Source organism: Curtobacterium sp. PhB146, assembly GCF_004342995.1.
Taxonomy (GTDB): Bacteria; Actinomycetota; Actinomycetes; order Actinomycetales; family Microbacteriaceae; genus Curtobacterium.
This window is the reverse complement of record NZ_SMBN01000013.1, coordinates 1-15,079: the sequence shown is the minus strand read 5'-3', so window position 1 is coordinate 15,079 and position 15,079 is coordinate 1. Positions and strand designations below refer to the sequence as shown.

The 15,079-nt window shown below is 64.8% G+C and carries 11 protein-coding genes and 1 pseudogene; 1 reads left to right on the top strand and 11 read right to left on the bottom strand.

What is annotated here, in order from left to right:
- Positions 1-96, top strand: a pseudogene (locus EDF33_RS19825) (IS5/IS1182 family transposase); the annotation flags it as partial.
- A 617-nt stretch (positions 97-713) separates the two neighbouring features.
- On the opposite strand, the gene EDF33_RS19820 reads toward EDF33_RS19825, so the two are convergent.
- The 11 genes from EDF33_RS19820 to EDF33_RS19770 form a co-directional block, all read right to left on the bottom strand.
- Positions 714-905 carry a hypothetical protein gene (locus EDF33_RS19820; RefSeq protein ID WP_132100977.1) on the bottom strand — a complete coding sequence of 64 codons (192 nt, stop codon included), beginning with the start codon at positions 903-905 and terminating at the stop codon, positions 714-716.
- Between the two features lie 10 nt (positions 906-915).
- The gene (locus tag EDF33_RS19815) at positions 916-2,682 is read right to left on the bottom strand and encodes an RHS repeat-associated core domain-containing protein (protein ID WP_132100976.1); all 1,767 of its coding nucleotides are present in this window, start codon (positions 2,680-2,682) and stop codon (positions 916-918) included.
- A complete protein-coding gene (locus EDF33_RS19810; protein WP_165918892.1) occupies positions 2,564-5,311 on the bottom strand; it encodes an RHS repeat domain-containing protein in 2,748 nt (915 codons plus the stop codon). Before EDF33_RS19810 ends, EDF33_RS19815 begins: the two co-directional genes overlap by 119 nt.
- A gap of 802 nt (positions 5,312-6,113) precedes the next feature.
- Entirely contained in the window at positions 6,114-6,656 is a 543-nt protein-coding gene (locus tag EDF33_RS19805) for a GNAT family N-acetyltransferase (RefSeq protein ID WP_132100974.1), read from the bottom strand.
- Between the two features lie 675 nt (positions 6,657-7,331).
- Positions 7,332-7,484, bottom strand: a complete 153-nt coding sequence (locus tag EDF33_RS20625) for a histone-like nucleoid-structuring protein Lsr2 (RefSeq protein WP_347812773.1) — start codon at positions 7,482-7,484, stop codon at positions 7,332-7,334.
- A gap of 425 nt (positions 7,485-7,909) precedes the next feature.
- On the bottom strand, positions 7,910-9,472 hold the full coding sequence (locus EDF33_RS19795) for a putative Ig domain-containing protein (RefSeq protein WP_132100973.1): 1,563 nt from the start codon (positions 9,470-9,472) through the stop codon (positions 7,910-7,912).
- A 449-nt stretch (positions 9,473-9,921) separates the two neighbouring features.
- Positions 9,922-12,396: a DUF2599 domain-containing protein gene (locus EDF33_RS19790; protein WP_132100972.1), complete on the bottom strand. Its 2,475-nt coding sequence runs from the start codon at positions 12,394-12,396 to the stop codon at positions 9,922-9,924.
- A gap of 294 nt (positions 12,397-12,690) precedes the next feature.
- Entirely contained in the window at positions 12,691-13,143 is a 453-nt protein-coding gene (locus EDF33_RS19785) for an NUDIX domain-containing protein (RefSeq protein WP_132100971.1), read from the bottom strand.
- Between the two features lie 97 nt (positions 13,144-13,240).
- Positions 13,241-13,786, bottom strand: coding sequence for a hypothetical protein (locus tag EDF33_RS19780; RefSeq protein ID WP_132100970.1), 546 nt, complete (start codon positions 13,784-13,786; stop codon positions 13,241-13,243).
- Complete coding sequence (locus EDF33_RS19775; protein WP_132100969.1) at positions 13,783-14,163, bottom strand: hypothetical protein; 381 nt, start codon at positions 14,161-14,163, stop codon at positions 13,783-13,785. Before EDF33_RS19775 ends, EDF33_RS19780 begins: the two co-directional genes overlap by 4 nt.
- An 11-nt stretch (positions 14,164-14,174) precedes the next feature.
- Entirely contained in the window at positions 14,175-14,675 is a 501-nt protein-coding gene (locus EDF33_RS19770; protein ID WP_207906733.1) for a toll/interleukin-1 receptor domain-containing protein, read from the bottom strand.
- Positions 14,676-15,079 lie beyond the last annotated feature (404 nt).

Here is a 15,079-nt window from a genome sequence, read left to right as displayed (position 1 = left end):
GCGACCCGGTACGACAAACTCGCGATCGTCTACCGCGCCGCCGCCGTCCTCAACGCCGTCATCGCATGGCTCCACCAATTAATAGACACGCCCTAGCTGTGCCGATCACCTCGGCGGCGACCAGCTGCGTCCGAACGCCCTCATCAGCACAACACCCCAATCAGCATCCGTTATCGTGCCCGTCGACGTCTCCGTGCTGAACTCGCCACACTCGTAGAGCAGGGGCGCTTGACCCACCAGGTGTGCGCCGAGCTGCTCAGTGACGCGCCACTCCTTCCGCGCCGTCTGCGACGGCACCAGCTCGAGCTGCAACCAATGGCCGTGCACCGACACCGTGGACGGGAGCTGCGGGATACGAGGCGGCATGCGCACAGTCCACGCCTCCCCCTGCTAGATCCCCGCAAACACACTGACGTACCCGAACAACGAACCGTCCGCTGCGCCGTCGTCGACCATGTGGGGCGATGGGGTCAGTGCCGATAATGACGCTTCTCAGACCATTTTGACGTGGGTGGAAGCGTCAAACGGCGCAAAACCCGATTCACTCCGAACACAGAGAGTCCGCCCTGGCTGGCCAGGACGGACTTAGTGTCTTTACGCTGGACACGTCCGGCGGCCACCCTAATCAGTTCACGTTTTTCATCGAACTTACTGCCGTACTTCAACCAACGACCGTCTTTAACGGGGCGCACCCGAGTGCACCCCGTTGATCATCATTCTTTTTGGCGACCTTTAATCCCCAGCGCTTTCATGCCATCGCTCGTTGCCAAGTAGCCACACGCAATGCCTAAGAAAATTCCAAATATCGAGAAGACACCGATTAGGATGAGGTTTTGCCCTGTTGCAAGCAATACAATTTCAAGAAATACCCACAGCGCTACCGCCGTAGCTAGGAAGATTCGCATTGTGGTCCAATCAAGCGTAGTTGGTCAGCTGCAGCAAAGAGTTTGCGATAAACCCGGTCACGACTCCTCCAATCAGCCCAGCCACGCCCGCAGCAGCACAACCTGCGGCAGATGTCACGCCCGTGGGAATTACCGCGCCGGCCACCGCACCGCCGATACAACCACCGATTCCACCGGCGACGCCAGTGACAGCCGACACGACGAGAGCTTGTCCCAGGTCGTATTGACCAGTCGGGTCTGACCCGTTAATGGGATCCCCGCCGACGAAGGCATACCTATTGGCGTTCCCGGGGCTCAGCGGCAGGTCTAGCGTGTCTCGCTCAATCCACTGGCCGGTCGTCGCGGACTGCCACCGGTACCCGAACTTCGTCAGTCCCGCGTCGCTGTTGCTCGAGCGGAGGCCGGTCTTAAACCCGTAGGGGTTCTGCTGCCATTGGGTGCTGGTCTTGCCCGCGGTGACCCTCTCGGCGCCGTAGGCGTCGTAGGAGACCTGGTAGGCGATCTTGCCGGTGTCGGCGATCGACGTGGTCGGGTTCCCGATGCCGTCGAGGACATAGAGGCTGGTGACGCCGTCGCTGGTACGGAGACCCAGTGGCTGCCCGGTGACCGGGTCGGTCGACACTGATGCGGTGCCGGTGCCGATCTGCTCGCGGGTGGCAATCACGGGGACGCCGTTGGAGTCGCTGGTGCCATACGTGTAACCGTATTCCGCTCCCCCGTCGGTGGACTGCCAGAGCAGCTTGTTCATGTCCGCGCCGGCGTACTCGTAGCTGGTCGTCACCCCGTCCTTCGTCGACGAGGTCAACTGCTGCGCTCCGTTGTACGTGTAGGTCTCCCCCGGCGCCTTGGTGAGGTTCCCGGTCCCGTCGTACGTGTACCCGTCCGTGGTGATCTGCGAGACAGCGTTGTACGTCAGCTTCTGGTCACTGATCACGGCGCTGGTGGTCGCGTTGGTGGCCTTGGCTTCGGTGCGGTTGCCTGCGTCGTCGTAGGTGAACGCCCAGTTCGTCGGGTTCGTGCCGCCGGACTGCGTGATCCCGGTGAGGTGCTTGGTCGGGGTCTTCCCGTCCGTATCCGTGTACCCGTACGTGGTGGCCTGCTTGCTGATGTTGTCGTACGACCACTGCAGCTTCGTGCGGTCGTTCGCCTCCGTGGCGGTGCAGGTCGGGGCGGTGGTGGTGGCCACGTAGCAGTAGTCGGTGTCGACGACGAGCTGCGGATCCTCGTTCGCAGCCCACGCCTGCACCTTGGTGACCTTGCCGGACTTGTCGTAGCTCAGCTTCTGGTGCGCGCTCCACGTGGACGGAGTGACACCGGGCGTTGCCGATGCGTTGGCGCCGAGCCACGTGTCGGTGCGGCGGCCCTGCTTGTCGGTGAGGTAGATCTGCTTCGCCGTGCCCGATGCAGTCGGGTACGTCGTCGCGGTGAGCACCTCCGACGCGTCGTACGTGTGGGTGACGGTGCCGGTGGAGTCGGTGACCTGCGTCGTGTTCCCGGCGAGGTCGTATCCGTAGGACACGGTCCCACCGCCGGCGGTGTTCACCGTGGAGATCAGCCGGTTGCGCTGGTCGTAGCTGTTGGTGATGGTGCCGGCTGCGGAGGCCTGGCTGGTCTGGTTCCCGTTGCCGTCGTAGACGTTGGTGACCGTTGCCGTGCCATCACTGAACGCGGTGGTGGTGTTCCGGTCGTCGTTGTCGTACCCGTACGTGGTGGTGTTCCCACGCCCGTCGGTTTCGGTCTTGACCCGGCCGAAGTCGTCGTAGGTGTAGGTCTTCACGCCGAGGGTGGTGCCGGTGGGCGGGGTGATCTTCGACAGCTGCTTGTTGCCGTCGTAGGTGTACGTGGTCGAGTTCGACCCGTTCCCCCGGCGCCGTGGCGCTCTTCACCGTGCCGTCGGAGTTGTACGCCACCTTCGCCTGGACCGAGGTGTCCGACCCGGACTGTGACGAGGTCTGGTTACCGACACCGTCGTACCCGATGGTGTTGTTGTTGCTAGAGCTGTCAGTAACCTTCGACGGCAGGTACGCCGTCGCGGAACCCGACCCGTACTCCGCGGTGCTCGAGGAGCCGGACCCGGTGGTGGACTTCGTCAGCGACTGGCTGCTGTTCTTGCCGTACTCGTTCGATGACGTCCCCGTACCCGCGTCACCGGATGCGCCGACGGTCGACTTCGCGACACCGTTGTTGGCGGGGTTGTACGTCTTCGACCGCTCACGGTTCGCGGGGTCGACGGTCTTCGTGACCAGGTCGTTGCCGTCGAGCGTGTACGTCGTGTGCGCCGCGGCGGCGACCGTCGCCGACTGGTCCGACCGCGGGTCAGCGACCACGGTGGACGTGTCCGAGGCATACGAGAACCGCGTCACAGCAGTACCGGCGGAACCGGCCGTGGTGTTGCGCTGTTCCACCTTCGTGACTCGGTCGGATGAGTCGTAGGTGAAGGCCGTCACGCCACCCTCGGCCGCCGTGATCGAGGTGAGGTCGCCGTTCGTGTACGCGAAGGTGGTCTTCTTGCCGGTCGCGTCCGTGTAGGTGGTGATGTCCCCCGCGGAGCTCTTCGCGAAGGACACGCTCCGCGAGCTCGAGCCGGATGTCTGGGAGAACGTCTGCGTGCTGTTCGCGTACGACGACTTCACCGTCTTCGCACCCGTCGCCCCGGCGGTCGAGACGATCGTGGTCAGCGCGTACCCGTCGGAGGTGTTGAAGCTGGTCTGGTTGCTGTTCCGGTCCACGATCGACGTGGGCTGGCCGGCGAGGTTGAAGTGTGTCGTCGAGTTCGACGTCCACCCCTTCAGCGTGTACTCGTGCGTCGTGGAGTTGTCGACGCGGGTCAGGGTCTGCTGCAGACCAGCCGGGCTGATGAACGCACCCTGCGTGCCCGAGGGCTTGAACTGCCACGCCGTGCCGACAGCGTCCGTGTAGATGACACCGTCGGCATTCGCAGTCAGGTCACCGGCTCCGGCGAGGCTGTACTGCCACCTGTTCGCGTCCATCGTGTTGACGTCCCCGACGGTGGTGCTGCGCGAGTTGTACGCGGCACCGATCGTGGTGTTCTGCGTCACACCCGGCAGGCTCATCGCCGACGTGGTGACCAGCAGGTTCCCGGTCCCGACATCGACGGACGCATTGGTCTGGTCCGTGATCGGGAACGGCAACGTCGTCGCCGACGTCCGCTGACCGGTCCGGTTCGTGTTGCCCGGGCCGCCGGGGAGGGAGTTGTACGCACCCTGCAGGTCGACGAGGTAGTTCATCGCCGCCGTGCCCATGTTCTTGATGCGGATCTTGCCGTTCGCACCGACCGGCGCGACCACGGTGTTCGTCATCTTCGACGTCCGGTCGGAGCTGATCGCGGACGACTCCGGCTCCGCCGCACCATCGGCCCACATCTTCGCGTACGAGTCAGCACCACTGTCGTTCACCGCGGTGAACGTCACCGCGGCAGCCGACAAGCCGCCCTCGACCGTCGGAGCGCCCTGGACACCGCCGACCTGCACCGTGAACGATGCACCCGAAGCGATGCTCCCACCGTTGCGGGTGTCGATGAGTCGACCGTTCAGCGGGGTGAAGCCGCCACCCGGGTTCGACTGCAGGAAGTAGCCCTGGATGTCGACGACGAGGTCGATCTTCCCGCCGCCCTCGGCGGTGTCGATGCTGAACTTCCCATCGGCGTTCAACGCGACCTGCGCGTTCATCGCGGTCGACTGGCCCTCGACCGAGTTGTAGTTCAGGACACCCGTGCTGCGGGTCTCACCGGTCGGGGTGGGACGGACGTAACCGGCCTTGGCTTCGCGGTTGATCACGATGATGTTCACCGCGACCGCCGCAGCACCAGCCGGAATGCCGTTCGAGCCGGTGGCCTGGATGGTGCGCTGCGAACCTGCTGGGATCTGCCCCTGCGCGGCACCGATGCCGCCACGGGAATCGAGGACACGGGACGGCGACATCGCCACGAACCCACCGGCAGACACACCGTTCTTCGTCGACGTGTAGTAACCGGTGATGTCGATGACGACCTTCGACTGCGCCGTCTCGGTCCGCACCTGGATCGTGCCGTCATCCGCGACCGCGAGCAGTCCCGTGTTCGACGTGTTCCCGCCGACACCAGAGTTGTAGATCATCATCAGCGTCGTCGTGTCGTCATCGTCGGCGCGCATCTGCAACTGACCCGACCCCGACGGGTCAGCGATGGTGACCATCATCGTCACCGCGCCGATACCCGACGACGGCAATCCGGCTACGCCGGCGACCTTCACCGTACGGAACGTCCCCGCCCCCGTCGCACCGCCCAGCACGCGAGCGTTGGACGGCATCGGCACGTACTGCCCGCCCGACCCCGTCACCGCCGCCTGCGCCGGTGTCGGCTGCGACACCACCACCAGCAACGAACCCAGCAGCGCGACCAACGTCACCACTGCCAGCATCACTCCACGAACACGACCAGACAACGACGCAGCGAACACGCGTAGAACCCCTCAAGACGTCGCACCAGCGCACAGCCCCCTTGGCTGTACTGTGCAACTCCACACGAAACTACGGAGCTTCTCTCAGCACCGCACCCCCACATAAGGGGGTCGAAACCAAGTCGCCTGCACCGATATGTAGGTGAGCGTCCGCTGCCCGGTCGGCGTCCGCGGCACTTCGGACTGGTCGGCCGCGATCGCCGAAGACGCTTTGCTCTGAGCGAGAATCCGTGTGTGGAACTTTGGGCAGTCATCGTCAGTACGGCCGGCGGCATCCTCGGAGGCGGGGCCCTTGGTGCCTACATCACCTCGCGCACACAACTTGCGCAGGCGCAACGTGCTCGACGATACGCGGCTGCGTCCGCACTATGGGCGTACCAACGAGCACTCATCGGATTTGGGAACGCCATGTGGGACCGCGCAAACGGTGACGTGGACGCAGCATCGATCAGCACAGCCAACTTTGCCGAGCTCCAAGCAGCGCACGCCACGGCGTACCCTTTTGCCGGCTACCTCCCGACCGAGCAGCAACCCCTCGTTCGAAACGCGCACCTTGACTTCGGCGGCGCACCCGGCGGCAGCAGGGACGCGGATGCCAGCGTCTCGGACGCCGCACACTCGATCGGGCAGAGACTCGAATCTGCTCTTGTCGCCCAATTCAGACGCGACGACCGATAGCCGCCATAGAAGGGACTGCTGCAGCCCCTATGCGTCGTTGGTGGAGCCTGACGTGCGTCCGATAGACGATCCGTCAGCGATACTGCTCGACGGGCTCCGCGTCCGTCGAGATCCAGAAACGCTGGAACACTCGCCCGGCGGCGTCGGTCACCTCGTTCTCGAATCGACCCCCGTTGCCCTCGATCACGCGACGGGAGCCGAGGTTCTGCGCGTCGCAGGTGACCAGCACTTCTTCCAGACCACGATGGTGAGCGATGGGGAGGACGCCGCGGAGTGCGCGAGTGGCAAGTCCTCGGCGTCGGGCACTCGGGCGGACGCCGTAGCCGACGTGGCCGCCGTAACGGCGGAGGAAGTCGTTCAACTCGTGACGGAGCGCGATGCTTCCCAGGTACTCGTCGTCCTCGACCATCCAGTAGTAGCTGCAGGTGACGAACCCCTCTCCCGCAGGAACGTCCTCCTCGGCGCGGAGCTGCATCACCCATCGAGCGAATCCGCCTTCGGTCGCCAACAGGGCTGCGTCCAGGATGCCGGCACCGTCCTGGTGCTCGCCCTCCCACTCGAGCATGGACTGCTGGAACGATCTGAAGAGCCGTTCGGACGGCCGCTCGAGCTGCATCCAGTGATCCTAGAGCTGTCTCAGCAGCCGATCCGCTACCTGGCAGAGTGCGGGCCGGGTCGTGTTCGGTGAGCCACCGGCTAACGGGATGCGGAGGGCACGCCTGCTCCCGGCCTTGCTCGGTACCGTAGGAACGGTGCCCCGATCGAAGCTTGCCTCATCTCCGATGACTCAGCGTCAAACACGACTGTCCCGCGCGTGCGCCAAAACGACCGCGAATGTCGCCCAATGACGGTCGCTCTCGGGATCCTGGCGGTGGTGGTTTGTTTCGCGCTCAGCGTCGTCCGCGCCACTCGATGGGGCGATGCCGCTCGTGATCGAGTTGAGGGCAAACCGCGGAAGCCCATCACTCCGGGGACCTGGGTCGTGTTCGGGATCGTCCTCGCTCTCGCGGCGACCTCGTTCGTCGTCCAGCTTTTGAGCAACTAACGCTGTGCCATGGACAGGGCCGCGCCATCGGCAGCGCGGGTCCGACAGAGAGGACCGGCGTCATGGACCCGTGGAACTGGGGCACCGACGTCTCGTTGAACGATCGGCTACTGAGAGCGCCCGTCGACGGGCAACCCCATAGTCACGGTGCTGCAGGAACGGCCGGGCGGTCAGTGTCGTGACAGCCCGGCCGGAGCCCCAGTGACTGAGCTCACCGTGAGCGTGATTAGCGCAGAGCAGGCGTTGCTAGTGCGCGGCGTTGTACGCGTCCTTCACGGCCTGACTGGTCCGGCCCCGCGGCGCGACGTCATGCCCGTTCGCTGCCGCCCACTCGCGGATCTTCGCCAGCTCGTCGGGGTTGCTGCGCTGCGTGGTGCCGGACCCGCGGCCGCTACGCAACGGCGGCTGCCCCACCAAGTGCGCGCCGAGCAGCTCAGCGACATGCCACGTCTTCCGAGCCGTCTGCGACGGAACCAACTCAAGCTGCAGCCGGTGCCCATGCACGGCACCGTGGACGGGAGCGTCGGGACACGAGGCGGCATGCGCACAGTCCACCCCCACCCTGCCCCGAACCCCCGCAGACACGCACGCGGGCTGCGCGCCGACCGCTGCGCCAAATCCGGCCACATGCGACCAGCCAATTAGTTCCGATAATAGTCATTCTCGGAACGTGCTGGCGGTAATGGAAGCGCGTGCCTGCAGGTCCGAGCAGGCGGGGCCACGGACGGCAGCAAAAGGCCCCGCCGGCCCGGTAGGGGCAGGCGGGGCCGGAGAGGGCCTTCCGTCCGTTACAACGGACGGAAGAGATCAGTCCTGTTCGACCATCAACGCTGTGCGCGGCGACGACGCAGGGCGCGGGCGCCGATGAGGCCGGCACCGGCGACGAGCAGGTCGAGGGCCCAGGGCAGGGCGCCGGTGGCGTCCGAACCCGTATAGGCGAGCTGGCCGCCACGGTTCGTCGTGGTGACCGGTGCTGCGACGGCGACCGGGATCGTCGGGGTGACGACGGTGGCCGCGACCGGCTGGACGTCCACCGCGAACGAAGTGGTGAAGTCACCCGCCGAGACGGACAAGTTGTGGATCGACGCATGCGGGAACGTGACGTTCACGAAGCCGAACGCGGAATCCGGCGCGACGACGTCGGTGGCGACGTCCGAGGTAACGGTCGGCAGCACGACCGGGGCGTCCTCATCATCGTCGATCAGGTTGCCCCAACGGTCGACAAAGCCGCTCGCGACAACGAGAGTGCCGCCCTGCTTGATGGTCGGGCGACCGCCCTCGATGTACGCATCGGGCGACAACGTGATGACGCTGCCATCGGGCTCGATGATCCACACCGTTCGGTCGTCGTCCTGGTCATCGAACAGACCTGCGCGGTCGGTCGTGGAAACCATGATCCCAGCCGGTGCGCCCGCCTCAACGCTCAACACCACGTACTGCGTGACCGATTCGGTGCCGCTGGTCGCGGTGACGGCGAACTCCGCACCCCAGGCGTCAGTGGTCGTCCCGCTGAGCTCACCGGTCGCAGCGTCGAACGTGACGCCGTCAGGCAGCTGCTCCTCCGGGGAGTTGTAGATGTCGGCGTCCTCGTCGGAGGAGTACGCGAGCTCGTACGTCGGCTCGGGGAAGCCCTGCGCGCGGAAGGTGTGCGAGAACGCGTCACCGGCGGTGGTGCTCAGCTCGAGCGGGTGGTCGACGTCGGCGCCGGCCTTCGTCGGCTTGCCGTCCTCGCCGAGGAAGGCCGGGGTCTGCGTGACGGGCGCGGTCGCCTCGGAGGTCACCGAGGTCGTCTCGGTCGCGCCGGGCAGCGTGCCGGTCACCGTGACGGTGATCGTCTTGCGCACGTCGGTGGGGTCGATGCGGTAGGTCGCGGTCTTCGACAGGACGTTGCGGTCCTGGTCAGCCCAGACGTACTTGTACGAGGAGTCCTCGTCGAAGCCGGTGACGACGGCGCTCAGGAGGGTGCCGACCTTCGCGGCGCCGTCGATGGTGACGGTGGCGTCGGCGGCCTTGGTGGTGACGTCCGGGGTCGGCTTCGCGGTCGGCGCCGGGGGCTCGGCGGCCGGAGCCGTGGTCTCCGGAACGGCCGGCTCGTCGGCCGGGGCGGTCGCGTCGTCGGTCGGGGTGGGGGCCGGGGTCTCCTCGGCGGGGGCAGGGGCCGGGGTCTCCTCGGCGGGGGCCGACGGGTCGTCGGTCGGTGCGGGCGTCTCCGTCGCGTCGACCGGTGCCGGGGTCTCCTCGGAGACGACGGGCTGCGTCGAGTCGACCGGCTCGACTGCGCTGGCGGCGGTCGCGGACATGATGCCGAGACCGGTGGTCAGACCGACGAGTGCGACGGTGGTGCCGACGGCGCATGCGCGACGAACGGCGGAGGTGCTGCGGTGCACGGGTAACTCCAGGTGTGTGGGGTCGGATGTTCAGATTGAAGGAATTTGCCAGATTTGTTGCAGAACTTCAGGTCTGCTATCCCGGTCAGAAACTTTGAATTACCCCGCAACTACCACGCCGATAAACGTCGCGACGTGAACACAGGGCTCCCATGCGGCCAGGGGGGGGTGAGGCCTGAACCCCACCCCCCCCTATCGTCACAAGCCGCTTACTCAGCGACTGCGTCGGTTGAGCGCAGTAAAGATAGTACTAATCAAGGCAAGCACACCAAATGCAGTACTGGATATAAGCACTGTGACGGATCCTGCCATCCCGTGAGCTGGCGGGTGCAGATCAGCATTGTTGAAAGCATTCACAAATATTGCTATTCCGATGATGAAACCTACACCGCTAGCAACTAGCGCCACCAAACTAACGCGATACGCCGTGTTCACAATTGACCCTTTGATTAGTTGCAGAGGTTAGACGTGTATGCCGAATAGCTGGATCGACGAAGGAATGAATCCAGGTTCCAAGAGGGCTTCCAGTAAGCAACTTGAGCGTGGCACTTGTACTGCCACCACATGTTCTTGGTGTTTGCCGAAGGGGCCTTCTTCACCACTTCCGCCCAACCAGCGAGATCAGCATACTTGAGGCCCGCCATCGACCTCCCCCATACGGTCGGGTAAACGTACAGTGTTTTTCCAAGCTTACTCCTCTTCACCCACTTCACCCTGTCGATGACATTTATGCCGAGGTACGGGTCTGCGACGACTGGGTACGTGGTTGTGGATGAAAGATCGACGATCTGAGTGATAACACTGCCGTTCAACTCATATCGAGTCGAGACTTTGTTACCTGCGGCATCGCGCGCCCACGCAGGCGCAACGCCGCCGATTGGCGTTCCAGATGAGTCCACAATGAGAACGACTCCGTCGTCCTGCAGAGTTGCATGCCCGCCCGTCGGGATATCCAGAGCATACGGATAGGCGGTCGGGGCGCTGCCATTCTCGATAACAGTACTAATCTGCACCGAAGCATCGGTTTTGAGAACAGCAAGTGTCGAGAAGTTTGTGTTGTGGTAGCTGACAATACCGGGCGATTCCACTATTCCCGCGGCCGCACGGCTGCCGTACGGAAGACCCATGTTCACGGAAGCCGCGTCCAGATTGGCATCCTCACCACCATCGGGATCCGACGCACTCTGGTCACCAACCGCAATAGTGATACCTTGACGCGGAGAAACCGCGATAGACGCGGAGTCGGCTTCATTAGCGTCAGACTGCGTAGTGGCGGCAATTGAAGCACTGTCCTGCGAACCCGTCGCGACCCGTTCAAAGCCGGTCGGGTTGGCAGCCTGGACCGCTGCCACCGTAGCGGAGGGCGCGGCGCTATTCAGCCCAAGACCATACGACGTGGTGTCACCCACCCCAGCGGAATAGCTCGAGGTGGCTTCAATCGTGTACCAGCCGGGGGTGGGTGGGATCGGAACAGTCAGGACTGTGCCCGCGGTTTCGGAAAGCGCACTCTCGACCACTGATTCGCCGTTGACATTCACGGTAAGAATGCCCGATGAGTCGCCAGTGTTTGGCATCTTCACCGTACAGTTGACAGCGGAGGACGGCAGCACGTTCGTCCAAGTACCCTCGCCGTACGGTTGCGGGCAATCAATGGTTGGGGCGATGGGATTGATGTACCAGCCCTGCACGTCAATGACGTAGTTGGTGGCGTCAGCGACGTTGTTGAGGCTGACCTTTCCATTCGTACCGAGAGGCACGGTGACGGTGTTGGTGCGGATCTCGTCGGCTTGGAAGTTGATCGACGTCGTGTCCGGCTTGGTCGCACCGTCGGCCCACACAGCGGCGCGTCCGTCGCTGCCACCGTGGGCGACGATGAGGGTCAGCACGACCGCGGTGATCCCCGACCCCATGACCGGGACTCCAGCCTTGCCTGCGATCTGGATGGACCGGGTCTCGTTCTTGGCCAAGATCGTGTTCCCCGTCGCGCGGGAGTCATACGCACGGCCCACGCCAGGGGTGAAGACTGCACCGGTTTTACCGGCGGCGGTGAAGTAGCCCTGCAGGTCGATGACGAGGTTGACCGTCGACGATGCGTTCGCGATCGTCATCTTCCCGTCAGCCGACAAGCCCACCTGCGCCTGAATCGACGTCGTCGCGGAGGGCGTGTAGTGCAGCGAGTTCTGCGGCTTCGTGCTGCCCGTGGCGTACGGGGTGAGGTTGCCGTCGGAGCTGGTGGAGTTGATCGCGATCAGGTTCACCACCGCACCCGAGGCACCGGCCGGGACACCGTTCGCACCGGTCACCTGCACGTCGACGCTCTTCCCGGGAGCGATCGTCGCCTTCGGTGCGCCGAGCCCGGAACGGGTGTCAACGAACCGCTTCCCCGCTACGGGAACGAACCCGCCCGCGGCGGTGCCGTCGGTGTTCGCCGTGTAGTAGCCCTGCACGTCGAGGATCACCCGGGCGGAAGTCTCGGCCATGATCTGGATCGTGCCGTCCGCGCCGACCGCGATGGCTGCGGTGTTGGAGACGTACTCCCCGGTGTTGCCGTTGTAGATCAGCATCGACGTCCGCGACGTGTCCGCATCCGGCCGACCGAACAGGGTGCCATTGCCGGGCGCCGTGCCGACCGTGGCGTTCAGCGACACCGCGCCAACAGAACCGTCGTCCGGGACGCCGGCGAGCCCAGCCACTTTGATGGTGCGGTACTTGCCCGCTTCCATCGGTGTGCTGAATCCGCCGGTGCCCTTCGCGGTATCCAAGATTCGGCCGGTCGCGGGCGTGAACACACCGCCAGTACCGGTGTCATTGAGCGCCTGCGCCGGTGTTGCGACAAGCAGTGATCCGACAAGTGCGAGCGCGCCGAGCGTGGCAGCAGCGATGCTGCGCCTCCTCGAGCGCGGAGCGTGCAGCAATGTGCGCACGAGACCCCCTACGTGATCGACAGCACGGGTTGCTGTCGGCTTGCGCAGCATAAGAGGAAGCTGAGTGCCTGTACCCGACCCCCCAAACGGGGGAAAACGCAAAAGCCCAGGTCGGAACCGGTAGTTCCGGCGTGGGCTTAATGAATACTCAGACAAGAGTTACGCCGACGTGACCTTCGACAGCTGACCGGCGTGAAGCCGATGCGGCACCGCCTGGCCGATGGTCGCTCATCGCGGCGAGGCTAAGTGGATAACGCGTTCCAAAGCGCCTAAGCCGACCCGATAGGCGATCCGCTACCGGGCGGCGTCGGTCAGCACCTGCTCGATCCACTCGTGATGATCGAGTTCGGTGATCTCGGCGAGAGTCACCCACCGGGTTTCGAGCACTTCGTCCTCGTCGAGGAGGAACGACGACGTGCGCAGTGAGCAGAGATACGCGACCGTCACGTACCCAACTTGGTCGCCGTTGGGGTAGACGTTGTCGAGGGAGGTGCCACCGTAAGCCCCGATGATCCGAATGACGTCGCTGCCCACACCGAGTTCTTCTCGCACTTCGCGCAGCAACGCCGCGGGCGGGTCCTCGCCGGGCTCGATGCCGCCCCCGATCAGGCTCCATCGTCCGGAGTCGCGCTGCCGCGCGAGGAGGAAGCGATCGTCGTCTCGGATGACCGCTGTCACGCCCGGGAGTAGGAGGTAGCTGCTCCCGATCCGCTCGCGCAGCGATCGGACGTACTGAGAGACCGGCATGCTCCGAAGCTACCGCGCGCCCTTCCCGCAGAAGGATCCCTGGCCGCACAGGGCGAATGACCCCACCCGCGGTGCGGCCCTTCGCCCTGCGACTGACTCAGGGTTCAATCCGCGACGAGCGCCCCTTCGACAGCGCTCGTCGCGGCGACCGTCCGGCCCGGTAGCGCTCTGCGTAGCCCTGCCACGAGAAATCGTCGCCATAGGCGCGCGTCGTGGGGTCTTTGATCTTCCACTCGAGCACGCCAAGCGCCGGGATCTCGGCCGGAAGCTTCGGCCCAGACCACTTGTCCTCGTGTTGCTTGCTGCCTTCCTGCGGCGTCCAGCTCCAGGAGTTCTCGACGTTGCGCAGCGACACGACGACCGCGCTTTGCTCGTCGGCATCCGTCACGCTGTGGAACAGCCCAACGTCGTAGATCGACAGCGGAACGGACCCTGGGTTCTCTACGATGACCCGCAGTTCGGCCCAGTTTCGAGGCACGTCGTGGCCTTGGGTGCCGTCGAACTCGCCCTCGACGCCGTTGTTGCCTTCGATCGCCACACGGATCCGAGCCCGACCTCGAAGGCGACCGACGCCCTGGAAAACGAGCGACAGCACCGAGAGCCCGAGCGCACCGGGAGCTACCCAGGCGAAGGGATCGCTCACCCCTCGAGGCCCTTGATCGCAGCCTCGAGCTGGTCGCGCCGGCCGAACGGGTCTGCGACCCCGCTCACCATGCCGAAGTCGCCGAAGTAGAACTGCCGCGCTAGCTCGAGGGCTTCTCGGGCGATCCCGTCCGTGTCGGTCGGGGCTACCGTCGGCTCGGTGACGTACCGCGGCTCGATGCGCCCGGTGTCAACAGTGACGACCGAGACGGACCAGCGAACTTCTTTCTGCACGAGAAGGCCGGTGTAGTCGTCGAGCTCGACCATGACGTTGCGCTGGTTCTCGTCGTCGTGCTCGATCCGCACAACCCTCGCCGTGAGGAAGGGCGCGGCCTTCGAGATTGTGCTCGCGACAGCGTGCGCCTCGAACTCGTGCATGGCAGCTTCCCCTAGCCGGCTGATGCCGAGCTCAGCGCGTCAGCTTCTTCGCCGTTGAGCTCACCGACAAGCTCGGCAACCTTCTCCGCGATGGCCGCCAACGAGTCTTCCTTCGTACTCAGCCCACCGCGGGATGCGAGCATCGGGCTCACCTGGTCCAGCTCTTCGAAGGACACACCATGCAGCACAGGCACCAACAGGCTCCGGCGCAGCAGTGCGCTGAGTTCACTGCTTGCCACGCTGCGGTCGGTTCGAAGCTTGTCGAGCATCGCCGGCGTCACGAGCACGATTCCGATGCGCGAGGTCGCAAGCCCCTTGTCGATAGCCACCCGCATGTCGGTGCCGAGCTTCAGTGTGACCTCGCTGAACCAGACCGACAACTCCTCGCCGCGGAGCAAGTCGTAGAGGTCCGTCGCGTCCGCCTGGCGATCTGGCCACGCGTGGCAGAGAAACACGTCGTGCGCCTGCGTGCGCGTCACAACTGCTGCACGGACTGACTCCAGGTCGCGCACTTCCTGTGCCGTGTACGAGACGGAGGACGTGCTCGGCTGCCAAGACGGCCGGGCAGTACGCCGGCTCCCTCCGCCGCCGCCGCCGCCACTGGTACCGGCGCTGCTTCGCCTCTGAGCGGCTGGAGTCGGGGAGGGCGAGTACGGGCGTGGCGGCGAGTAGCTGTACCGTCCGCGACTTCCACAAGACGGGCATGCAGCTGCAGCTGCTGAGGACCGGTGACCCCGAACGGGCGCAGTGCAGTAAGACATGTCGCTGATCGTATCCACAGCAACCGACACTGGGGAGACAATCGGAGCCGTCTCAATAGACGATCTTGGGTTCAGCCGGTCGTTGCAACACCACCGTGATTTGGAGTGTTGCTGATGGGATCGAGGCTGGAACACCGTGCCCGAGAGGCGCGGTT